Origin of the sequence: Streptomyces albidochromogenes, assembly GCF_005981925.1 — a bacterium.
GTDB classification, from domain to species: Bacteria; Actinomycetota; Actinomycetes; order Streptomycetales; family Streptomycetaceae; genus Streptomyces; species Streptomyces albidochromogenes.
The window spans coordinates 14,743-35,721 of the sequence record NZ_VBVX01000010.1 but is presented as its reverse complement, the minus strand read 5'-3'; the positions used below and the strand labels follow the sequence as shown (position 1 = coordinate 35,721).

Sequence of the window (20,979 nt, the reverse complement as noted above, 5' to 3'; positions counted from 1 at the left end):
CGGCCACGAGGACAGCGACGAACACCCGGCTCTCACCCCTTGGGATACTCCACAGATGCCACGCGTGCTCCTGATCGAAGACGACCCCTCCGTACGCGAAGGGGTCGAGCTGGGGCTGCGCCGCCGCGGCCACGACGTGCGGACCGCCGCCACCGGGGAGGCCGGGCTCGCCGCCCTCGCCGAGTTCCGCCCCGACCTGCTGCTCCTGGACCTGATGCTGCCGGGCATGAACGGCGTCCAGGTCTGCCGGCGGGTGCGCGAGAGCAGCCAGCTGCCGATCATCATGCTGACCGCCCGCGGCGACGACTTCGACGTCGTCATCGGCCTGGAGGCGGGCGCCGACGACTACATCGTCAAACCGGCCCGCACGGAGGTCATCGAAGCCCGCATCCGGGCCGTGCTGCGCCGCATCGAGGAGCCCGGCGGCGGGCGGCCCGCCGTCGAGTTCCACGGCGAACTCGCCGTCGACCGGGCCGGGCTCACCGTCGCCAAGTACGGCGAGCGCGTCTCCCTCGCCCCCTCGGAGCTGAAGCTGCTGCTGCATCTGTGCGCCGCCCCGGAACAGGTCTTCAGCCGGCAGCAGTTGCTGGAGCACGTCTGGGAGCACAGCTACCACGGCGACGCCCGGCTCGTCGACGCCTGCGTCCGGCGGCTGCGCAACAAGATCGAGGACGTTCCGGGCAGCCCCCGCTACATCCAGACCCTGCGCGGCTTCGGCTACCGCTTCGGGCCCCTGTGATGATCTCCGGGCTGCGCACCCGGCTCGTCCTCGCCTTCCTGCTCGTCGCGGCGGTGGGCTGCGGCACCACCGCCGCCCTCACCTACCGCGAGGCGCGCAACGCCATCCTGGAACAGGCGCAGGACACGGCCGTCTCGTCCTTCCGCGACCAGATCCAGGAACTCCACCTCAACCTGCCGCCCAACACCGAGCAGATGCAGGGAATGGTCCGCGGGCTCGCCCGGCAGGGGAAGCCCCGCGACTGGTGGGTGTACGTCGAGTACGGGTCGGTCCGGCTCTCGTCCGGCACCAACCCCACCTCCACGGTCATCACGCCCGAGCTGCGCCGCCAGGCCCGGGGCACTCCGCACGGCAGCTTCCAGCGGGTCGTCAGGAACGGCGAGCCCTACCTGACCATGGTCATGCCGGTCGTCTTCAAGACCGCGCAGACGGGCACCGGAGGACAGACGCAGCGGCCCACCGGTCTCACCTTCTACGCCGTCATGCGGCTGACCGACGAACAGGCCAACGTCGACGCCATGGTCGTCGCCGCACGGGACGGCGCGCTGCCGGCGCTCGCGATCGCCCTGGTGCCCGCTCTCCTCGCCGCCCGCAGCGTGCTGCGCCCGGTCCGCGACCTGCGGCAGGCGGCCCGCAGTCTCGGGCGGGGCCGCCTGGACACCCGTATCCCGGTCAAGGGCGGCGGGGAACTGTCCGAACTCGCCCGCACGTTCAACGAGTCCACCGCGGCGCTCGAACGCTCCGTGGACGAACTCCAGCGCGCCGAGGCCCGCGCCCGGCGCTTCGCCTCCGACGTCTCGCACGAACTGCGTACCCCGCTCGCCGGGATGCTCGCCGTCACCGAACTGCTCGACGAGGACGCGGCCGGCCTGGACCCGGACACGGCCGCGGCCGTGCGGCTGATCAGCAGCGAGACGGACAAACTCGCCGTACTGGTCGAGGACCTGATGGAGATCTCCCGCTTCGACGCCCGCGCGGCCGAGCTGAACACCGACGAGATCGACGCTGCCGAGACCATCCGCAGGACCCTCCAGAGCCGGCACTGGACCGACCCCGCGCGGATCGTCCTCGATCTGCCCGACGGCATCCGCGCCCGGCTCGACCCCCGGCGCTTCGACGTCGTGATCGCCAACCTCGTCGGCAACGCCCTGCGGCACGGCCGGCCGCCCGTCACGGTCGCGCTGCGCACCGAGACCCGCCCGCCGGCCCCGCGGACCGCCGAGGGGGCGGCGGACGGCACGCCGGACGCACCGGGCGGCGGGAGCACGCGCTGGCTCGTCACCGAGGTGGCCGACCGGGGCCCCGGCATCCCGGCGGACGTGCTGCCGCACGTCTTCGACCGCTTCTACAAGGCGGACCAGGCCCGTACCCGCTCGGAGGGCAGCGGCCTGGGACTCGCCATCACCCTGGAGAACGTACGGCTGCACGGCGGTACGGTCCGGGCCGCGAACGGCCCGGGCGGCGGTGCCGTCTTCGTCGTCGAGATACCCCTCACCACGAGCGAGGTGACCGCGTGAGGCGGATACGCGCCGCCGCCGCGGCAGGGGTGTCGCTGCTGCTCGCCGGGTGCGGGGTCCAGGCCAGCGAAGTGGTCGAGGCGGGCGGCCCGGCCGTCGTCCCCGTCGTCCCCGACCAGCTGGAGAGGACGCTGCTCTTCTTCGTCGGAGCGGACGGCAGGCCGATCCCCGTGGCCAGGCCCCTCGTCCTGACGGAGAAACCCGTGCCGACGGCCGGGACGCTCGCCGCGCTGCTCGGCGGCCCCACCGAGGAGGAACGGGCCGCCGGGATCACCACCCGGCTGCCCGCCACGACCGAGAAGGTCGAGGTGGTGCCGGCGGCCCGGGAGGACTCCGGGCCCGGCCGGGAGGCGGGCCGCCCGGCGGGCGCGCTCCGCGTCACGGCCGGGTTCGCCGTGCGGTCCCTCGACGCGGCCGCCGTCCGGCAGCTGGTCTGCACCGCGGCGCACGCCGAGGACCCCGAGGGCCTGGTGAAGGTGGTCCTCACGGGAAGCGACGGCTCGCTGCCGGCCACCGCCTGCTCCTAGGACCGCCGGCCGTCTCCCGGGACGCCCGGCCTAGCGCCCCGGGACCGGGCGGTCGTAGACGTTGTCCGGCGTGACGATCTCGGTGATCGCCCGGGCGAGGAGCGACGACGGCTCCTGGCCCTCGTGCAGGGCGTCGGTGTTCAACATCAGCACCAGGGTGGCCTTCTGCGACGGGAGGTAGACGGTCACGCTCTCGTAACCCGGCAGGGAGCCGTTGTGCCCGATCCATCCGCCGGTCTTCAGGATGCCGAGGCCGTACGTCGTACCGGGGAAGCCGGTCGGCAGCGTCTTGAGCCGCTCCCGCTGGGTCTGGGGGCTCAGCAGCGTCCCGGTGGCAACGATCCTGGCCCAGCGGCGCAGGTCGTGCAGGTTCGAGATCATCGCCCCGGCGGACCAGGCCCAGCTGGGGTTCCAGTCCGTCGAGTCGACGTACGCGCCGCTCAGCGTCTGGTTGGTGTAGCCGCGCGCGTGCGGGTCGGGGAACTCGGCGCCCTCGGGGAGCAGCGTGTGGTGCAGGCGGGCGGGGCGGAGCACCCGCTGGTCCAGGAAGTCGCCGAACCGCCGGCCGCTGACCTTCTCGATCACCAGCCCGAGCAGGACGAGGTTGCTGTTGGAGTACTGGAACTTCGTGCCCGGCGCGAAGGTGTTCCGGTGCTTGTAGCCGTACGCGAGCAGCTCCCGCGGGTGCCACGAGCGGCTCGGGTCGCCCTCCAGCGCCCGCGTGAACTCCGGGTCGGCGGTGTACGGGAACAGGCCGCTGCGCATCTCCGCGAGGTGACGCAAGGTGATCCGGCGGCCGTTGGGTACGCCGTCGATGTAGCGGGCGATCGGGTCGTCCAGCCGGATGCGGCCGTCGTCGACGAGCTTGAGCAGCGCGGTGACGGTGAACGTCTTCGTCTCGCTGCCGATCCGCGAGTAGACGTCGGTGGTCATCGGCCGGCCGGTGGCGGTGTCGGCGACGCCGGTGGCGCGGACGTAGCTTCCCTTGCCCGGCATCCACAGTCCGACGACGACGCCGGGAATGCGGGCCTGCCGGCGGACGTGCTCGATGGTCTGGTCCAGCCGGGCGTTCAGCTCGGGGCCGAGACCGCCCGGCGGATACGCGTCCTCGTCGTGCCGGCCGACGCCGGCGGTGTGGACGGCCGTGGCGGGCGTCGCCGCCAGGGGCGCCAGCACGGACGCCACGAGCAGCCCTGCGGCGAACAGACGGCGGTGGGGGGTACGTCGCATGAAGGGCGCCTCTTCCAGGTCAGCGGCTCGGACGGCAAACATCACCACCCGGGCCCCCGGCGGAACTCCTCGTCGGGCACGCGGTCCGGCGAGTCCACTCGTTCGGAGCCACCCCGCGACGCCCTCCATGAGCTCGCGGCCCGCTCGAACGCGGCCGCGCGGGGCGGCGGAACCTAGCGGGCGGCGAACGTGGCCAGTACCGCGTCCGTGAACGGCGGCCACACCTCGACGGCCCACGGGCCGAACGCCCGGTCCGTCAGCGCGACGCAGGCGAGGCCCGCGTCCGGGTCGGCCCACAGGAACGTACCGGACTGGCCGAAGTGCCCGAACGTGCGCGGCGACGACGAACCACCCGTCCAGTGCGGGGACTTGGAGTCGCGGATCTCGAAGCCCAGGCCCCAGTCGTTGGGGTTCTGATGGCCGTAGCCGGGCAGGACGCCCTTCAGCCCGGGATGGACCACGGCCGTCGCCTCGGCCACCGTGCGCGGGTCCAGCAGGCGCGGGGCCTGCAGCTCGGCGGCGAAACGCACCAGGTCGTCGACGGTCGAGACGCCGTCCTTGGCGGGCGAGCCGTCCAGCGAGGTGGCCGCCATGCCCAGCGGCTCCAGCACCGCCTGGCGCAGGTAGTCGGCGAAGGGGATGTCCGTCGCCTTCGCGATGTGGTCACCGAGCACCTCGAAGCCCGCGTTCGAGTAGAGCCTGCGTTCACCGGGCGGCGCCATCACACGGTGCTCGTCGAAGGCCAGGCCGCTGGTGTGGGCGAGGAGGTGGCGGACCGTGGACCCCTCGGGGCCGGCCGGCTCGTCGAGCTCGACGGCCCCCTCCTCGTACGCGACGAGCGCGGCGTACGCGGTGAGCGGCTTGGTGACCGACGCCAGCGGGAAGCGGTGGCCGGTCGGGCCGTACGACCCGAGGACGGCGCCGTCCGCCCGCACGACGGCGGCCGCCGCGGTGGGTACCGGCCAGTTCTCGATCAGCGACGCCAGGCTCTGCATGCGTACGAGCGTAAGGGCTTCACAGGGTGAGCCGCATGGAGGGGTCGGGCTTGCGCACGAAGCCCAGCGAGGCGTAGAGCGGCTCCGCCTCGGCCGACGCGTTGAGGTCGACGCTGCCCGCGCCGCGCTCGCGCAGCCAGTCGAGCAGCGCCTGGACGCACGCGCGGGCGTGGCCCCGGCGGCGCTGGCCGGGGTCGGTGGCGACGCTGAAGAGCTGTCCGACCGAGCCGTGGGGATTGCCGGAGCGCCCGATGCGGTACTCGACCGTTCCGGCCGCGAGAGCGGCCAGCGCACCGGGCCGGCCGGGGTGGTCGACGACGAAGGCGGCGAAGTTCCCGTCCGGCTCGGCGAGCTTCTTCCGTACGGTCGGAAGGGACTCGGCGTGCCAGTCGGTGGACGGGTCGCCGGCGTGGACGGAGTCGATCATGACTTGGCGCAGACGGAGCACTTCGGCGGCGTCCGCGGCGGTGGCGCGGCGTGCGGGACTCATGCTCCCGCAGGCTAGCCAGGGCGTCCGCGGATTTCTTCCGGTTTACGGTTGCTTGGAGCGCACTCCAAGGTCCTAGCGTGGAGGTCATGACCGTGACGGAAACCGTCCCCGCACGCACCGACACCTGCGCCACCGCGCCCCGGGCGCACCCCCGCCCCGAGGGCCGGGACCACTACACGATCAGCGAGGTCGCCGCGCACACCGGCCTCACCGCCTACACCCTGCGCTGGTACGAGCGGATCGGGCTGATGCCGCACGTCGACCGCTCGCACACCGGCCAGCGGCGCTTCAGCAACCGGGACCTGGACTGGCTGGCCTTCGTCGGCAAGCTGCGGCTGACCGGCATGCCGGTGGCGGACATGGTCAGGTACGCCGAACTGCTGCGGGAGGGCGAGCACACCTTCGAGGAGCGGCAGGAGCTGCTGGAGTCCACGCGCCGGGACGTACGGGCGCGCATCGACGAACTGCGGGACACACTCGCCGTACTGGACTACAAGATCGACTTTTACGCGGACGCCCGGAGGGCGTCGGAGAGGGCCTGAAACCCATATGAGCGACGACAACAAGATCGACAAGGTTCGGCTGGGAACCGGTGGGCCGGAAGTCGGCGTACAGGGCCTCGGCTGCATGGGCATGAGCTTCGCGTACGGGCCCACGGACGCCGACGAGGCCCGGGCCACGCTGGAACGGGCGCTCGAACTGGGCATCACCCTCTACGACACGGCGGACGCGTACGCGGCCGGTGAGAACGAGAGGTTCCTCGCGCCGTTCTTCCGGGCCCACCGCGACGAGGTCGTCATCGCGACGAAGTTCGCGCTGTCCGTCGACCCCCGCGACCCGTCGAAGCGGACCATCAACAACGACCCCGCCTACATCCGCCAGTGCGTCGAGGGCAGCCTCCAGCGCCTCGGCGTCGACGAGATCGACCTCTACTACATGCACCGGCGCGACGTGAACGTCCCCGTCGAGGAGTCGGTCGGCGCGATGGCCGAGCTGGTGCGCGAGGGCAAGGTCAAGCACCTCGGGCTGAGCGAGGTGACCGGCGGCGAGCTGCGGGCCGCGCAGGCCGTGCACCCGATCGCGGCCGTGCAGTCGGAATGGTCGCTGTTCAGCCGCGACATCGAGGAGGGCGTGGTGCCGGCGGCCCGTGAACTCGGCGTCGCCCTGGTGCCGTACTCACCGCTCGGCCGCGGCTTCCTCACCGGTTCCTTCACCAGCGCCGAGAAGGACCTGACCGAGGACGACTTCCGCCGGAGCCAGCCCCGCTACAACGGCGACAACGCGGCGGCGAACGCCGTGCTGCTCGAACCGGTGCGCAAGCTCGCCGAGGGCCGCACCGCCACGCTCGGCCAGGTCGCCCTCGCGTGGGTGCAGCAGCAGGCACGGGTGCACGGCCTCGCCGTCGTGCCGATCCCGGGAACCCGCAAGCGCACCCGCGTCGAGGAGAACGCGGCGGCGACGCGGCTCCTGCTCACCGAGAGCGAGATGGAACTGCTGGAACCGATCGCCGGCCGGGTCGCGGGCGGCCGCTACGCGGACATGACGTTCACGTCGGCGGGGCGCGAGTAGGACCACCCGGGGCCCGGGGCGCCGCCCCGGGCCCCGCTCCGCGAACCGGCCGGTCCGGCGTTCGGCGTGGCGTTCGGCGTTCGGGCGTCCGAGGCCGTGCCCGGACCGCCGTCGCGCCCCCCGGCTCACGCCAGCCCCAGCGCGAACACCGCGAACCCCGCCGCCAGTACCCCCGCCACCGCGCGCCGGAGCGCCGTCACCTTTCCCCACGGCGCCTCGAACGCCCGCGTGTACCGCCCGATCAGGATCAGAAGCCCCGCGAACACCGGCAGCCACGCGAGCCTCGCCAGAATCCAGCCGAGCGAGTCCGGCGCCCCGGTCAGGCCCGCGACCGTACCGAGGAACGAGGCGGGGACGGCCGCGGCGAGCATCGCCGTCTGGTGCCAGCACAGGATCGTCATCGCCGACAGGTTGACCACGACGACCGGCGCCCACAGCGCCGGCCTGCGCAGCAGCCGCCCGATCCGGTCGCGCAGCAGGATCGCCGCACCGCTCTGCGCCGCCGCGAGTGCCAGCACCAGCAGGGACGGCGGGTGGGAGTTGGTGCGGGCCTCTCCCGGTACGCCGACCATCGACGCCGGGTAGTGGAACACCAGCAGCAGCACGGCGAACAGCACCGTCCCACCGGCGAGCAGCACCGCCCCGCCGCGCCGGCCGATGCGCTTCTCGCCCCAGCAGACGCCGAGTTGGTACGCGAAGAGCCAGCCCGGCAGCAGGTTCAGCAGGCTCACCCACGACGGCACGGCCTCGGCGTACGGCCCGTACCGCAGGAAGTCGACGACCGCGACGCAGGCGATGAGCGGTGCGGCGGCCCAGGCGCCCGTCCTCCGCGAGGCGCGGACGCAGTACGGCGTCAGGGCGGTCACCGCGACGTACACCCCCACGAACCACAGGGGCTGGATCACCAGCGTCGACCCGGTCCGCAGCGTCGTGCCCGGCACCCCCACCGCGTACAGCACCGGCAGCAGCAGCGCCCACACGGCGGTCACGCCGAGCACCGGCCGGCCAAGACGCGCGATCCGGCCACGCAGCCACGTACCGGTCGCGCCCCGGTGGCGGCGGTACGACAGCACGGACGCGTAGCCGCCGACCAGGAAGAAGATGCCCAGCATCTGCAGCACCCAGCTCACGGGCGCGAAGAAGCCGAAGGAGGCCAGCGGGCTGGCGTTGTGCAGCGCGCCGCCGTCGTCCCGGGTGAAGCCGCCGAGCATCCAGTGGCCGGTGGGCACCGCGAGCAGGGCCAGGGCGCGCAGACCGTCGACGGCCCGGTCGCGGTGGGCGGGGGTCCGCGCCTCGATCCTCGCCGCCAGAGCCCTCATCGGGACGCCTCCGCGGTGATCGACGCGAAGGCGCGCAGGGACTGTGTGCCGGGGGCGAAGTAGCCGGTGTGCCCGTCGGCGTCACCGGCCGGTACGCGGCGGGCGCCGAAGGCCGGGTCGGTGGGGTCGGCGCCGTGGCCGAGCCCGGCGAACTCGACGTTCGGGACCCTTCCGATCCAGTCGGACGGGGCTTTGGCTGCCCACACGCGGGCCCGTGTGCCCAGGTCGTCGACGGTGTCCGCGCGCATCCCGGGCGAGCCCAGCACCACGATGTCGGCGGCGTCGAGGCGGGCGGCGGCCAGGCCGCAGACCACCGAGCCGTAGCTGTGGCAGAAGAGGGCCGGGTCGGGGGCGCCGGTGGCGTCGAGCCCGTCCGTCAGCCGGGCGAGGCGGTCGGCCCCGGCCTCGGCGAGGTCACCCGTGGCGGCGTCCACGCCCACGCCGACGGGGGTGGTGTAACCGGCCCAGGCGATCACGGCGGTGCGGTGGCCCTTCGTCGCGTCGCGCAGGGACTTCGCCATGCCGGCGGGGGTGCCGTAGGGGTCGTTCGTACGGTCGAAGGTGGCGGCGTCGATGTCCGAACCGGGGACCACGACGGCGACGTGCCGCGCCGTCGCCAGATCCCCGTACACCTCGGCCACCTGGCCCCGGCCGCGCGGGTCGAGGGCGAGGATGCGGCGGCCGGGACCGGCCAGGCGGCCCAGGCCGGCGGCCTTCGCGGTACGGGCGTTGGCGGCGTAGCGGAGCTCGACGGGAACGCCGTCCAGGTTGCCCACGACGGCCGGGTGGCGGCGGACCAGATCCTGCCGCCGGCCGGGGCCGAGCGCCGCGAAGAAGCGGGCGATCTCGGCCGGAGTGGCCGTGGCCGGGTCGGGCAGGCCCTCGCTCCGCCAGGCGTCGGTGCCGGGGGGCGGGCCGGTGACGGGCTCCTGCGCGGTGCCGGAGGCCCAGCCCGCCGTGCCCGATACGACGGTTGCCGCGAGCGCTAGTGCGACCAGGGTCCTCTTGAGACGGCGCATGGTTCCCTCTTCCTCTTCCGGTGGCCGGTTGCCGGCGGAGAGGAAGGTAGGAGGACGACGCCGAGCGGGGCGTCACACCAGGGGGTCAAGTCGTGTGTACTACTGGGGTATTGGGGGTGCCGGGTCCACGTCGCTGGTTCACGCGCCGGATTCTCGTGCCGGGTTCGCCTGCGAGGTCCCGGCGTGCGCCGCGTCGCGTCCGGCACCGCGCCCGCCCGCCCGCGGGCCGTCCGTCAGGCCCCCGGCGAGACCAGACCCGACTCGTACGCGAAGATCACCGCCTGCGCGCGGTCGCGCAGGTCCAGTTTGGCCAGGACACGGCCGATGTGCGTCTTGACGGTCTGCTCCGCCAGCACGAGTCGCGCCGCGATCTCCTGGTTCGAAAGGCCCCGGGCGATCAGTTCGAGGACCTCCGTCTCGCGGGGTGTGAGCCCGTTCAGGCGCAGCGAAGGGTCCTTGCGCGGCGCGGGCCGCTGCCGTGCGAAGTCCGCGATCAGACGCCGTGTCACCGACGGCGCCAGCAGCGCCTCTCCGGCCGCCACCACCCGCACCGCCGAGATCAGGTCGGCGGGCGGCGCGTCCTTGAGGAGGAACCCGGACGCGCCGGCGCGCAGCGCCTCGTACACGTAGTCGTCCACGTCGAACGTGGTGAGCATGAGGACCTTCGGCCGGTGGACGACGCCCGGCGGCGGGTCCAGCAGCTCGCGCGCCGCCGCCAGCCCGTCCATCTCCGGCATGCGCACGTCCATCAGGACCACGTCGGGGCGGGTGGCCCGGCCGACCTCGATGCCCTGCCGCCCGTCCGGCGCCTCGCCGACCACGTCGATGTCGCTCTGCGCCGACAACAGCGCGGCGAACCCCGCCCGCACCATGGCCTGGTCGTCGACGATGATCACGCGGATGGTCATGGGGAGGCGGGGTCCTTCGTGCCGAGGGGAAGCCGGGCGGCGACCCGGAACCCGCCGTCGGGCAGCGGGCCGGTGTCGAGCGTGCCGCCCGTCAACCGTACGCGCTCCCGCATTCCGACGAGGCCGTGGCCGCCCGCCCCGCTCGCCTCGACGGGCGAAGTGGGGCCCGACGGCGGGCCGTTGACGACGAGGACGGTCAGGTCCGCGCCGTCGTGGGAGACGGAGACCCGGGTCGTGGCGCCGGGCGCGTGCCGTACGACGTTCGCCAGGGCCTCCTGGACGATGCGGTACGCGGAGAGGTCGACGGTCTGCGGCAGCCGGCCGGGTTCCGCGAGGTCCGCGGCCAGGGACAACTCGGCCGGCACCCCCGCCCGTACCGTCGCCTCGACGAGCTGCTGGAGCCGGGCGAGGCCGGGCTGCGGGGCGCGCTCGCCCTTCGCGTCCTCGCTGCGCAGGACCGAGAGCAGCCGCCGCATCTCGGTCAGCGACTCCCGCGCGCTCGCGGCGATCGAGGCGAACTCCTCCCGTGCCTGCGGCGAAAGGCCCCCGACGCGGTACGGCGCGGAGTCGGCCTGCACGGTGATCACCGACATGTGGTGGGCGACGACGTCGTGCAGTTCGCGGGCGATACGAGTGCGTTCCTCCAGCAGCGTGCGCCGGGACCGCTCCTCCTCGCTGATGGTCTCCTGCTCGACGAGCCGCCGCTGCGCCTCGCCGCGTTCGCGCAGCGCGCCGCCTATGACGAGGACGACGGCGCTGAGCACGACGAGAAGGACGTGCGTACCGCCGCTCTCCTCGGAGAAGAACCGGCCGAGGACGAGGCCGGCGGCGCCGGTGACGAGCCAGACGCCGATGAGCGTCCGGCGCGTCTCGCGCAGCGCCAGCGCGAACAGCAGGAACAGGTACGCCACCATCACGGGCGGGGTCCACGGCCAGGGGGCCTGCGCCCCCTGCCCGTTGACGGCGAACAGCCCGCCGACGATGTCGGCGGGCAGGATGATCCACCACGCCTGGAGCGGCCGGTGGGCGATCATCAGCAGCGGCACGGTCTGCGCGACGGCGATCGCCCCGGCGAGCCCGCCGGACACGTCGTAGTCGTTCATGAGGACGGCGTGCGTGACCGGCAGGAAGACCGCGACGAGGCCCACCACGACGGCGTACGGCAGCAGCCGCTGCCAGCGCTTCGGGGCGTCGGCGAACAATGGCGTCGGCGCGTGCGAGGGGTGGCTGACCGCGTGCGCGAGGATCCGGGCGTTGCGGCGTCCGGCGGCGAGGAGGCCGTCGACGGGGGGCGGGGGAGCGGCGGGTTCGGTCATGGCCCGGCCAGCGTAGGCGCGGGGCCGCCGGCGGGCGTCGTACCGCGGTGCCAGACCGGGCCTCATACCCAGGTACGACACCCCGCGCGGCCGGGGCCGGAACGTGCGCCGCCGAACCCCCCCCGCGACCGCACCGCCGGTCCTACAGCTCCGCGAGCAACTCCGCCTTCTTCGCGGTGAACTCCTCGTCCGTGACCAGGCCCGCCTCGCGCAGGTCGCCGAGGTGGCGGATCCGCTCGGCGATGTCCGCGGGATCGCGCCGCGCGGCACCCGGCGCCGGTTCGGCCGGAGCTGCCTCCAGCGGCGGCGGCGCGCTTCCCGTGCGCACCGCCCCGAGGACCGCGGCGGCGAACGGCAGCGACTCGTGCACCGGGCCGTACCCGAGGCCGAAGACGACCGCGGCGGGGTCCTGGTCCGCCTGGGCGGGCTGCGCCGGGAGCGTCGTCAGGCCGCTGTCGCGCCGCAGCAGCCGCAGATACCCGTCGAACACGTCGGGGGAGCGCCACTCCACGCCGTTCAGCTCCTGGACGTGGAAGCTCTGGTCGCCCGCCTTCCACTTCGCCGAGGACGCACCCGTCCAGAACCAGCGGAAGGACACCCGCGTCCCGTCGAAGGACGCCTTGCCGTCGTACGCCTTGAAGTGCCGCGGCGCCTGCGGGGCGGCCACCAGGAACTTCTCGGCGGGCAGCTTCGCCTCGGGGGTGAGCACGGCGCGCAGTTCGTCGCCGTAGTACTCCGCGAGGGTCTCGCGCTCGGCGGGCAGCACCAGCCGGTACGGGTCGGAGCCGTCCCGCAACTGCCCGGCCGCGGCCTCCATCAGCGGGTCGGCGCCCGGTCTCGGGGTCGCGTGCAGAACGACTGTGCCGCGCTTCCCCGGCGTCAGGGTCACCGACGCCAGCGCCTCGTGGGGGACGCGCCGTTCACCGAGCGCCTGGAACAGCTTCGGCGTGCGGATCCCCCGTTCGAAGCGGATGAGCACGGAGTCGCTCTCGAACTCCCAGGTGGCTTGAATTCCGGCCAGCACATCACCCATGCGGCTCATCGTATGCGGCATGCGCCCGCGCGTCGCCCCTCGGTGCCGGCCACAATGTTCCGGCTCCGCTCGGGTCGCCACGAGGTTCTACGCGCGTCAGTTCGCTTCCGCACCGGAAATTCCGCTCCTGCACTCCCCGCCGTCGCCGGCGCAGCGCACCGTGGAGTACGAGCCGACGCCTATCCCGGCGAAGTTGGCGAGACTTGTCGTCCCCGGCTCGAAATAACCGGTGTGCCCGACCGCGCCGGATGCCGACACCACCCGTGCCCCGAACTCCGGCGTCATCGGGTCCGCGCCGTGGCCGAGCCCGCCGACCGCCAGGTACGGCACGTCCTGGATCCAGTCGTCGTGGTCCCGGGCGGCCCACACCCGCGCCCCGGTACGCAGTTCCCTCGCGCTCTCGACCCGCATGCCGGGGCTGCCGGCGACCGCGATGTCGGTGACCCGCGGCGGCAGCGAGGGCGCCGCGATGCCGCACACCACCGAGCCGTAACTGTGGCAGAAGAGCGACACCTTCGAGTCGCCGGGCAGGGCCCGCACGAGGAAGTCGAGCCGCTTGGAGCCCTCCCTGGCGAGCCGGCCGATGGCCGCGTCCATGCCGACGCCGACGGGCGAGGTGTAGTCGGCCCAGGCGATGACGGCGGTACGGGTCCCCGGCGACGCGGCGCGTTCGGCGGCGTACAGCGACTTCGCCATGCCCACCGGGGCGGTGTACCTGCGGCGCGTCCGCTCGAAGTTCACCACGTTGGTGTCGACGCCGGGGACGACGACCGACACCCGCTCGGCGCGCCCGAGGTCGCCGAAGACCTCGGCGACCCGCCCGGAGCCCACGGGGTCGAACGCGAGGATTTGCCGCCCCTCGGCCATGAGCGACGCGAAGCGCTGCTCCCTGCGCTGCGCCGTCTGGCGGCCGGTGGACGTGAGCCGCTCGTCGCGCATCCGCGCCCGCTCGACCTTCCGCGCCTGGGCGAGGGCCAGACGGTTGGCCCGGTAGCGCAGGGTGAGCGGGACGCCGTTCAGACTGCCGACGACCAGCGGGTAGCGGTCGACGATCCGGGCGCGCTGGGCGGCGGTGAGACCGGCGAAGAAACGGGCGAGGCGGTCGGGCGGCGACCCGGCCTCCGGCAGTGCGCGGCCGTCGATGCCGCCGGACGCCCACGCGGCCAACGACGCCGCACGGAGGTCGGTATCACCCTTGTGGTGGCGTATCGCGGTCCAGCCCGTGGTCGCCAGCAGGACGAACACCACGGCGAGAGCGAGCAGCGCGCGCCATGCGCTGAGGGTGGGGGAGGAGTCGAAGGAAGTCACTGCTGGCCACCCTAGGAGAAGGCGGGGGCCCGCCGCGAAATCCGTGACGCACATCACGTTTCAACCGTACGGAGGTTGAGGCTCCGTCACACTCCGTGTGCGCCTGGCGCGCCCGGCGTACGCTCTGGGGCGCGCCAGTCCGCCGCGAGCGCCGGTTCGAGGTGGTCCAGATAGAGCTCGGTCAGCGCCCTGATCGACTCCATGCTGGTGTCCTCGCCCTGCCCCCACAGCCGCCCCGTGACCCGCATGACGCCGGTGAACGCCGCCACGGCGATGCGCGGCCGCGGGTCGGCGTCGAGATCGAGCCCCTCGCGGTCGGCGATGATCCGGGCGGTGCGCTCCTCCAGCTCGGTGGAACGGCGCAGATGGGCGGCGAGCAGCGCGGGCGTCGACTCGATCATCAGGTAGGTGCGCATGTGCAGTTCGACCGGTACGACGGCCTCGATCGCCTCGCCGATGCTGCTCCACGAGCACAGGACCGCGTTGCGCATGGCGGTGAACGGCCGCTCCCGCGCGGGGCGCGTCAGCAGCTCCGCGACGAAGCGCGACTCCACCATCTCCTGGACGGCGAAGGCGACTTCCTCCTTGCTGGCGAAGTAGCGGAAGAAGGTGCGCTGGGAGACCTCGACGGCGTCGGCGATCTCGTCGACGGTCGTGTGCTCGTACCCCCGGGTGGTGAACAGCTCCAGCGCGACCCGCAGCAGGGCGTCGCGGGTGCGCTGCTTCTTGCGCTCGCGCAGCCCTGTCGTCGGCTCCTCGGCCGCCTGCCGCTCGGTCATCCCTGGGTACGCCTCTTCCGCCTTTGTCCAGCTCAGGATACCTGTGAGCTACGTGACAGTTACCGTCTTGTGAATTCGTTTGTCAACTGTCAGTCGCTGACATTAGCGTGGTCGGTATGACTAGTCAGACCACCATCGACAAGGCGCCGCCGCCGCAGGGTCCCGCGCCCGCGCCGGCCAAGGGGCTCCGTGGCCACCCCTGGCTGACGCTCTTCTCCGTGGCGATCGGCGTGATGATGGTCGCGCTCGACGGCACGATCGTCGCGATCGCCAACCCCGCCATCCAGAAGGACCTCGGCGCCTCGCTCGCCGACGTCCAGTGGATCACCAACGGTTACCTGCTCGCCCTCGCCGTCGCGCTGATCACCGCCGGCAAGCTCGGCGACCGCTTCGGCCACCGCCAGACCTTCCTGATCGGCATAGCCGGCTTCGCCGTCGCCTCCGGGGCCATCGGCCTCTCCAGCGAGATCTCCCTGGTCATCGCCTTCCGCGTACTCCAGGGACTGTTCGGCGCGCTCCTCATGCCGGCCGCGCTCGGCCTGCTCCGCGCCACCTTCCCGGCCGAGAAGCTGAACATGGCCATCGGCATCTGGGGCATGGTCATCGGCGCGTCCACCGCGGGCGGCCCGATCGTCGGCGGTCTGCTCGTCGAGCACGTCAGCTGGCAGTCCGTCTTCTTCATCAACGTGCCCGTCGGCATCGTCGCGCTGGCCTTCGGCCTGGTCATCCTGAAGGACCACCGCGCGCAGAACGCGCCGCGTTCCTTCGACATCCCCGGCATCGTGCTGCTCTCCGGCGCGATGTTCGCCATGGTCTGGGGCATCATCAAGGCCGGCGAGTGGGGCTGGGACAGCCCCAGCACCTGGGCCTGGCTGGGCGCTTCCGTCGTCCTCTTCGCGGTCTTCGCCGTCTGGGAGACGAAGGTGAAGGAACCGCTCATCCCCCTCGCGATGTTCCGGTCCGTCCCGCTCTCCGCGGGCGTCGTCCTCATGGTCCTCATGGCCATCGCCTTCATGGGCGGCCTGTTCTTCGTGACGTTCTTCCTCCAGGGCGTGCACGGCATGAGCCCGGTCGACAGCGGTCTGCACCTGCTGCCGCTGACCGGCATGATGATCGTCTCCTCGCCGCTGGCGGGCGTGCTCATCACCAAGTTCGGCCCCCGGGTCCCGCTGGTCGGCGGCATGGTCGCCACGGCCGCCGCCATGTTCGGCATGACCACGCTCACGGCCGGCACCAGCACCCTGATGATGTCGCTGTGGTTCGGCCTCCTCGGGCTCGGCCTCGCGCCGGTCATGGTCGGCGCCACCGAAGTCATCGTCGGCAACGCCCCGATGGAGCTCTCCGGTGTCGCGGGCGGACTCCAGCAGGCCGCAATGCAGGTCGGCGGCGCGCTCGGCACCGCGGTCCTCGGCGCGATCATGTCCTCGAAGGTCAGCGCCGACTTCGCGGGCAACTGGAAGGAAGCGGGCATCCCGATCCCGGCCGACCCCAAGCTGGAGGAGGCCGCCGAGTTCGCCTCCGTGCCGGCGAAGGAGCTCGCCAAGGCGGGCCTGGAGCCCCCGGTGATCGAGAAGATCGGCGCCGTCATCCATGACACGTTCGTGTCGGGCATGCACCTCGCCTTCACCGTCGCCGGCGTCGTCGCGGTCGTCGCGGCGCTCGTCGCCACCCTGACCAAGCGCGGGGAGAACGCGGACGCGGCCGCGGGCGGCGCGCACATCTGACGTCAACCCGACGCGTACGACAGCCCCGCCGGACGGTTCCGGCGGGGCTGTCGCCTATCCGGGTGGATCGGCCCGGGGCGTCTTCCGCCACGGCGTTCGCGCGGCTCAGTGTGGGGCCAACTGATCCGCACCACACGGGGGTTGATTCCGATGCGCACGACCAATGCCATGCTGCGTACGACCGTCCTCGCGGCCGGGGCCCTGGCCGTCACCGCACTGCTGCCGCAGCCCGCCCAGGCCGGGCCGCCGCGCCTCGGGGCCTGCTCGGCCGGCGAGCTCTGCCTCTGGGCGAAACCGGACTTCAAGGGCGCGCGGCAGACCCACGAACTGTCCGGCACGGACATCGAGAGCTGCGTCCCGCTGCCGCCCGGCACCGACGCCCAGGCCGTCGCCAACCGCACGGGCCGGCCGGTCACGACGTACCAGTCGGCCGAGTGCGCCGAAACTGGTGAATTCGAGACATACCCGGGCGGTGGGACATGGGTGCCTCAATCGCCCTATCGCGTACGGGCCTTCAAAGTGTGGGAGAACTGAGGGGGATGCGCGCCGGAAACCGGGGCAACCGGTGGTCAAGCCCGGATCACACGAATTCCAGGGCACGACCTAGGGAGTGACCATGGCGAGCAACAGCCGCGCACACAGCCCGTCCAACACCAGCGCCCTCAGCTGGATCTCGCTCATCTGCGGCATCGTCGGCTTCTTCACCTTCGGCATCGTCCTCGGTCCGGTCGCGCTGATCACCGGCTGGATCGCGATGGGCAAGCACTTCAACAGCGGCAACGTGCCCGCCATGATCGGCTTCATCCTCGGCCTGATCATCACCGTCCTCGCGATCATCGCGCTGATAGGCGGCGCCGCGGTCTACGGCATGTCGATCTGACGTACCTGCTCCGCACGTCTCGGCGAGGGGGCCGCCCCAGTGGGCGGCCCCTCACCCGTGCCGGGCGCCGGGACCGCCGCCCCCGCCGCCCCCGACGTCAGCTCCGAGACCTGCGCCCGCAGGGCCCGCACCTCCGCCGTGAGCAGCTCGATCGCCGCCGTCTGGCGGCGCTCCTCGACGTCGTCCCGGTCGAAGCGGGAGATGAACCAGGCCGCGATGTTCGCCGTCACCACACCGAGCAGCGCGATCCCCGACAGCATCAAACCCACCGCCAGCACCCGGCCGAGACCGGTCGTGGGGGAGTGGTCGCCGTACCCGACGGTCGTCATCGTCGTGAACGACCACCACACGGCGTCACCCAGCGTCTTGATGTTCCCGTCGGGGGAGTCCCGCTCGACCTCCAGCACGGCCAGCGATCCGAACATCAGCAGACCCACCACCGCGCCGCCGACATACGTCGTGAGCTGTATCTGCGGCGCCATCCTGGCCCGCCGGCCGACCAGCAGCAGCGTGGAGACGAGCCGCAGCAGCTGGAGCGGCCGCAGCAGCGGCAGCAGCACGGCGAGCAGGTCCAGTGGGTGACTGCGGACGAACAGCCACTTGCCGGGGGACAGGGCCAGCCGTACGACGTAGTCCAGGGCGAAGGCCCCCCACACCACCCACTCGGTCACCAGGCACACCTGGCGCACCAGAGAGTTGGCGTCGGGCGCCACGATCGGGACCGCGTACGCGAGAGCGAAGGCCCCGGCCAGCCCCAGCAGGAGCCCGTGTGTGCGCTGTTCCCACTGGATCTGCGCCGTCTGCACCTTCATGCCCGCATCGTAGGGAACGCCGAAGGGCGGCGGGACCGGAGGGTCCCGCCGCCCCTGGCGCTCGCGCGGTGCTACGCGTCGCCCCCGGCCGCGCCGGGGTCCGCCGCCGTCACGTCCAGCAGCTGGTAGCGGTCGACCGCCTGCTTCAGCGCCGAGCGGTCGATCCTGCCGTCCTTGGCGAGCTCGGTGAGCACCGCCAGGACGATCGACTGCGCGTCGATGTGGAAGTACCGGCGGGCCGCCCCACGCGTGTCGGCGAAGCCGAAGCCGTCCGCGCCGAGCGAGGTGTACGCACCCGGCACCCAGCGGGAGATCTGGTCCGGAACCGAACGCATCCAGTCCGAGACCGCCACGAACGGACCCTGAGCCCCGGAGAGCTTCTGCGTCACGTACGGGACGCGCATCTCCTCCTCCGGGTGCAGCAGGTTGTACTCGTCCACCGCGACCGCGTCGCGGCGCAGCTCGTTCCACGAGGTGGCGGACCAGACGTCGGCCTTGACGTTCCACTCGTCCGCGAGGATCCGCTGCGCCTCGACCGCCCAGGGGACGGCCACACCGGAGGCCATGATCTGGGCCGCGATCTCGCCCTTCTCGCCCTCCTTGAAGCGGTAGATGCCCTTGAGGATGCCCTCGGCGTCCACGTTCTCGGGCTCGGCCGGGTGCTGGATCGGCTCGTTGTAGACGGTCAGGTAGTAGAAGACGTCCTCGGCGTTGTCGCCGTACATCCGCTTCAGACCGTCCTGCACGATGTGCGCGATCTCGTACCCGAACGCCGGGTCGTACGACACACAGCCCGGGTTCGTCGACGCGAGCAGCTGTGAGTGGCCGTCCGCGTGCTGCAGACCCTCACCGGTCAGCGTCGTACGGCCGGCGGTCGCGCCCAGCACGAAGCCGCGCGACAGCTGGTCGGCCATCTGCCAGAACTGGTCGCCGGTCCGCTGGAAGCCGAACATCGAGTAGAAGACGTAGACCGGGATCAGCGGCTCGCCGTGCGTCGCGTACGCGGAACCCGCGGCGATCAGCGAGGCCGTGCAGCCCGCCTCGGAGATGCCGTCGTGCAGCATCTGGCCGGTCGGCGACTCCTTGTACGCGAGCAGCAGGTCGCGGTCGACCGCCTCGTACTGCTGGCCGAGCGGGTTGTAGATCTTCGCGCTCGGGAAGAAAGCGTCCATGCCGAAGGTGCGGTACTCGTCGGGCGCGATCAGCACGAAGCGCTTGCCGATCTCCTTGTCCCGCATGAGGTCCTTCAGCACGCGCACAAACGCCATGGTGGTGGCGATCGACTGCTGGCCGGACCCCTTCTTCGCGGCCGCGTACGTCTTCTCGGCCGGCAGCGGCAGCGGCTTCGCCCGGACGACACGGGTCGGTACGTACCCGCCCAGCGCGTTGCGCCGGTCGTGCATGTACTGGATCTCCTCGGACTGGCGGCCCGGGTGGTAGTACGGCGGGTAGCCCTCGTCCAGCTGCTTGTCCGTGATCGGGATGTGCAGCCGGTCGCGGAAGCGCTTCAGGTCCTCGACCGTCAGCTTCTTCATCTGGTGGGTCGCGTTGCGGCCCTCGAAGTTCGGACCCAGCGTCCAGCCCTTGACGGTCTGGGCCAGGATCACGGTCGGCTGGCCCTTGTGCGCCTTGGCCGCCGCGTACGCCGCGTACACCTTCTTGTGGTCGTGACCGCCGCGTCCCAGGTGCAGGATCTGGTCGTCGGTCATGTTCTCGACCATGGCCCGCAGGCGGTGGTCGTCACCGAAGAAGTGGTTGCGGATGTACGCGCCCGTCTCCGTCGCGTACGTCTGGAACTGGCCGTCCGGGGTCGTGTTGAGCTTGTTGACCAGCACGCCGTCGCGGTCCTGCGCGAGCAGCGGGTCCCAGCTCCGGTCCCAGACCAGCTTGATGACGTTCCAGCCGGCGCCCCGGAACTGCGACTCCAGCTCCTGGATGACCTTGCCGTTGCCGCGCACCGGGCCGTCGAGGCGCTGGAGGTTGCAGTTGACGACGAAGGTCAGGTTGTCCAGGCCCTCACGGGCGGCGATGGACAGCTGGCCGAGCGACTCGGGCTCGTCCATCTCGCCGTCGCCGAGGTACGCCCAGACATGCGACTTGGAGGTGTCGGCGATGCCGCGCGCCTCCATGTAGCGGTTCATCCGCGCCTGGTAGATCGCGCCGAGGGGGCCGAGGCCCATCGAGACGGTCGGGAACTCCCAGAAGTCCGGCATCAGCCGGGGGTGCGGGTACGACGACAGGCCGTTCGGGAACTTCGACTTCTCCTGGCGGAAGGCGTCGAGCTGCGCTTCGGACAGCCGGTCCAGCAGGTACGCGCGGGCGTAGATACCGGGGGACGCGTGCCCCTGGAAGAAGATCTGGTCGCCGCCGTCGCCCTCGTCCTTGCCCCGGAAGAAGTGGTTGAAGCCGACGTCGTACAGCGACGCGGAGGAGGCGAAGGTGGCGATGTGACCGCCCACGCCGATCCCCGGGCGCTGCGCCCGCGACACCATCACGGCCGCGTTCCAGCGGGTCGCGTTCAGGACCTTGCGCTCGATCTCCTCGTTTCCGGGGAAGAACGGCTCGTCCTTGGTGGCGATGGTGTTGACGTAGTCCGTGCTGCGCATCTCCGGCACGGCCACGCGCTTCTCGCGGGCCCGCTCGATGAGGCGGAGCATCAGGTAGCGGGCGCGCTCGCGGCCCCGCTCGTCGACGGCGGCGTCGAGGGAGTCGAGCCATTCCTGGGTCTCTTCGGGATCGAAGTCCGGGACCTGGCTCGGAAGGCCGCCAATGATGATCGGATTACGATCGGATCCGGAAGCCACGCTGTTCCTT

The 20,979-nt window shown here is 72.2% G+C and carries 20 protein-coding genes; 8 read left to right on the top strand and 12 right to left on the bottom strand.

What is annotated here, in order from left to right; genetic code table 11:
• Positions 1–55: 55 nt before the first annotated feature.
• From E2E34_RS02830 to E2E34_RS02820, 3 genes are read left to right on the top strand one after another with little or no spacing between them, the layout of a single operon-like run.
• Positions 56–739: a response regulator gene (locus tag E2E34_RS02830; protein WP_138900293.1), complete on the top strand. Its 684-nt coding sequence runs from the start codon at positions 56–58 to the stop codon at positions 737–739.
• Complete coding sequence (locus E2E34_RS02825) at positions 739–2,256, top strand: ATP-binding protein (RefSeq protein ID WP_138900292.1); 1,518 nt, start codon at positions 739–741, stop codon at positions 2,254–2,256. Before E2E34_RS02830 ends, E2E34_RS02825 begins: the two co-directional genes overlap by 1 nt.
• On the top strand, positions 2,253–2,783 hold the full coding sequence (locus E2E34_RS02820; protein ID WP_138900291.1) for a hypothetical protein: 531 nt from the start codon (positions 2,253–2,255) through the stop codon (positions 2,781–2,783). The genes E2E34_RS02825 and E2E34_RS02820 overlap by 4 nt, the downstream gene beginning before the upstream one ends.
• A gap of 30 nt (positions 2,784–2,813) precedes the next feature.
• Here the strand turns inward: E2E34_RS02820 and E2E34_RS02815 are convergent, their stop codons facing one another.
• From E2E34_RS02815 to E2E34_RS02805, 3 genes are all read right to left on the bottom strand, one after another.
• Positions 2,814–4,013, bottom strand: a complete 1,200-nt coding sequence (locus tag E2E34_RS02815) for a serine hydrolase domain-containing protein (RefSeq protein WP_138900290.1) — start codon at positions 4,011–4,013, stop codon at positions 2,814–2,816.
• Positions 4,014–4,186: 173 nt separating this feature from the next.
• Complete coding sequence (locus tag E2E34_RS02810) at positions 4,187–5,008, bottom strand: serine hydrolase domain-containing protein (RefSeq protein ID WP_138900289.1); 822 nt, start codon at positions 5,006–5,008, stop codon at positions 4,187–4,189.
• 19 nt (positions 5,009–5,027) lie between these two features.
• Complete coding sequence (locus tag E2E34_RS02805; protein ID WP_138900288.1) at positions 5,028–5,498, bottom strand: GNAT family N-acetyltransferase; 471 nt, start codon at positions 5,496–5,498, stop codon at positions 5,028–5,030.
• 86 nt (positions 5,499–5,584) lie between these two features.
• Between E2E34_RS02805 and E2E34_RS02800 the strand changes: the two genes are divergently transcribed.
• Positions 5,585–6,040 carry a MerR family transcriptional regulator gene (locus tag E2E34_RS02800; RefSeq protein ID WP_138900287.1) on the top strand — a complete coding sequence of 152 codons (456 nt, stop codon included), beginning with the start codon at positions 5,585–5,587 and terminating at the stop codon, positions 6,038–6,040.
• A 7-nt stretch (positions 6,041–6,047) separates the two neighbouring features.
• A complete protein-coding gene (locus E2E34_RS02795; RefSeq protein ID WP_138900286.1) occupies positions 6,048–7,067 on the top strand; it encodes an aldo/keto reductase in 1,020 nt (339 codons plus the stop codon).
• Positions 7,068–7,192: 125 nt separating this feature from the next.
• On the opposite strand, the gene E2E34_RS02790 is transcribed toward E2E34_RS02795, so the two are convergent.
• The 7 genes from E2E34_RS02790 to E2E34_RS02760 all read right to left on the bottom strand — a co-directional run bounded on the left by E2E34_RS02790 (position 7,193) and on the right by E2E34_RS02760 (position 14,749).
• Complete coding sequence (locus E2E34_RS02790; RefSeq protein ID WP_138900285.1) at positions 7,193–8,386, bottom strand: acyltransferase family protein; 1,194 nt, start codon at positions 8,384–8,386, stop codon at positions 7,193–7,195.
• Positions 8,383–9,405 carry an alpha/beta hydrolase gene (locus E2E34_RS02785; protein ID WP_138900284.1) on the bottom strand — a complete coding sequence of 341 codons (1,023 nt, stop codon included), beginning with the start codon at positions 9,403–9,405 and terminating at the stop codon, positions 8,383–8,385. Before E2E34_RS02785 ends, E2E34_RS02790 begins: the two co-directional genes overlap by 4 nt.
• Positions 9,406–9,638: 233 nt before the next feature.
• The gene (locus tag E2E34_RS02780; protein ID WP_138900283.1) at positions 9,639–10,313 is read right to left on the bottom strand and encodes a response regulator; all 675 of its coding nucleotides are present in this window, start codon (positions 10,311–10,313) and stop codon (positions 9,639–9,641) included.
• Positions 10,310–11,629: a sensor histidine kinase gene (locus E2E34_RS02775; RefSeq protein ID WP_138900282.1), complete on the bottom strand. Its 1,320-nt coding sequence runs from the start codon at positions 11,627–11,629 to the stop codon at positions 10,310–10,312. Before E2E34_RS02775 ends, E2E34_RS02780 begins: the two co-directional genes overlap by 4 nt.
• 142 nt (positions 11,630–11,771) lie before the next feature.
• Positions 11,772–12,662, bottom strand: coding sequence for a DUF4429 domain-containing protein (locus E2E34_RS02770; protein WP_208765125.1), 891 nt, complete (start codon positions 12,660–12,662; stop codon positions 11,772–11,774).
• Between the two features lie 96 nt (positions 12,663–12,758).
• Positions 12,759–13,970, bottom strand: coding sequence for an alpha/beta hydrolase (locus tag E2E34_RS02765; RefSeq protein ID WP_138900280.1), 1,212 nt, complete (start codon positions 13,968–13,970; stop codon positions 12,759–12,761).
• Between the two features lie 86 nt (positions 13,971–14,056).
• On the bottom strand, positions 14,057–14,749 hold the full coding sequence (locus E2E34_RS02760; protein WP_138900279.1) for a TetR/AcrR family transcriptional regulator: 693 nt from the start codon (positions 14,747–14,749) through the stop codon (positions 14,057–14,059).
• Positions 14,750–14,865: 116 nt separating this feature from the next.
• Between E2E34_RS02760 and E2E34_RS02755 the strand changes: the two genes are divergently transcribed.
• From E2E34_RS02755 to E2E34_RS02745, 3 genes are all read left to right on the top strand, one after another.
• Positions 14,866–16,473: an MFS transporter gene (locus tag E2E34_RS02755; protein ID WP_138900278.1), complete on the top strand. Its 1,608-nt coding sequence runs from the start codon at positions 14,866–14,868 to the stop codon at positions 16,471–16,473.
• 150 nt (positions 16,474–16,623) lie between these two features.
• A complete protein-coding gene (locus E2E34_RS02750) occupies positions 16,624–17,007 on the top strand; it encodes a peptidase inhibitor family I36 protein (RefSeq protein ID WP_167518193.1) in 384 nt (127 codons plus the stop codon).
• Between the two features lie 82 nt (positions 17,008–17,089).
• Positions 17,090–17,353 carry a small hydrophobic protein gene (locus tag E2E34_RS02745; RefSeq protein WP_138900277.1) on the top strand — a complete coding sequence of 88 codons (264 nt, stop codon included), beginning with the start codon at positions 17,090–17,092 and terminating at the stop codon, positions 17,351–17,353.
• Here E2E34_RS02745 and E2E34_RS02740 read toward each other — a convergent pair.
• Both E2E34_RS02740 and aceE read right to left on the bottom strand, forming a co-directional pair.
• Positions 17,335–18,165: a potassium channel family protein gene (locus E2E34_RS02740; protein ID WP_138900276.1), complete on the bottom strand. Its 831-nt coding sequence runs from the start codon at positions 18,163–18,165 to the stop codon at positions 17,335–17,337. The genes E2E34_RS02745 and E2E34_RS02740 overlap by 19 nt on opposite strands.
• A gap of 71 nt (positions 18,166–18,236) precedes the next feature.
• Positions 18,237–20,969 (bottom strand): pyruvate dehydrogenase (acetyl-transferring), homodimeric type, encoded by a 2,733-nt coding sequence (gene aceE / locus E2E34_RS02735; RefSeq protein WP_138900275.1) that lies wholly within the window; start codon positions 20,967–20,969, stop codon positions 18,237–18,239.
• Positions 20,970–20,979: the final 10 nt, after the last annotated feature.

Excerpts from the sequence above, each read along its gene's own strand:
- E2E34_RS02815 (WP_138900290.1), bottom strand. The coding sequence starts at position 4,013 with ATGCGACGTACCCCCCACCGCCGTCTGTTCGCCGCAGGGCTGCTCGTG.
- E2E34_RS02770 (WP_208765125.1), bottom strand. The coding sequence starts at position 12,662 with ATGGGTGATGTGCTGGCCGGAATTCAAGCCACCTGGGAGTTCGAGAGC.
- E2E34_RS02830 (WP_138900293.1), top strand. The coding sequence starts at position 56 with ATGCCACGCGTGCTCCTGATCGAAGACGACCCCTCCGTACGCGAAGGG.
- E2E34_RS02800 (WP_138900287.1), top strand. The coding sequence starts at position 5,585 with ATGACCGTGACGGAAACCGTCCCCGCACGCACCGACACCTGCGCCACC.
- E2E34_RS02785 (WP_138900284.1), bottom strand. The coding sequence starts at position 9,405 with ATGCGCCGTCTCAAGAGGACCCTGGTCGCACTAGCGCTCGCGGCAACC.
- E2E34_RS02740 (WP_138900276.1), bottom strand. The coding sequence starts at position 18,165 with ATGAAGGTGCAGACGGCGCAGATCCAGTGGGAACAGCGCACACACGGG.
- E2E34_RS02805 (WP_138900288.1), bottom strand. The coding sequence starts at position 5,498 with ATGAGTCCCGCACGCCGCGCCACCGCCGCGGACGCCGCCGAAGTGCTC.
- E2E34_RS02745 (WP_138900277.1), top strand. The coding sequence starts at position 17,090 with ATGGCGAGCAACAGCCGCGCACACAGCCCGTCCAACACCAGCGCCCTC.
- E2E34_RS02825 (WP_138900292.1), top strand. The coding sequence starts at position 739 with ATGATCTCCGGGCTGCGCACCCGGCTCGTCCTCGCCTTCCTGCTCGTC.
- E2E34_RS02760 (WP_138900279.1), bottom strand. The coding sequence starts at position 14,749 with ATGACCGAGCGGCAGGCGGCCGAGGAGCCGACGACAGGGCTGCGCGAG.
- E2E34_RS02790 (WP_138900285.1), bottom strand. The coding sequence starts at position 8,386 with ATGAGGGCTCTGGCGGCGAGGATCGAGGCGCGGACCCCCGCCCACCGC.
- E2E34_RS02810 (WP_138900289.1), bottom strand. The coding sequence starts at position 5,008 with ATGCAGAGCCTGGCGTCGCTGATCGAGAACTGGCCGGTACCCACCGCG.
- E2E34_RS02775 (WP_138900282.1), bottom strand. The coding sequence starts at position 11,629 with ATGACCGAACCCGCCGCTCCCCCGCCCCCCGTCGACGGCCTCCTCGCC.
- E2E34_RS02780 (WP_138900283.1), bottom strand. The coding sequence starts at position 10,313 with ATGACCATCCGCGTGATCATCGTCGACGACCAGGCCATGGTGCGGGCG.
- E2E34_RS02750 (WP_167518193.1), top strand. The coding sequence starts at position 16,624 with ATGCGCACGACCAATGCCATGCTGCGTACGACCGTCCTCGCGGCCGGG.
- E2E34_RS02755 (WP_138900278.1), top strand. The coding sequence starts at position 14,866 with ATGACTAGTCAGACCACCATCGACAAGGCGCCGCCGCCGCAGGGTCCC.
- E2E34_RS02795 (WP_138900286.1), top strand. The coding sequence starts at position 6,048 with ATGAGCGACGACAACAAGATCGACAAGGTTCGGCTGGGAACCGGTGGG.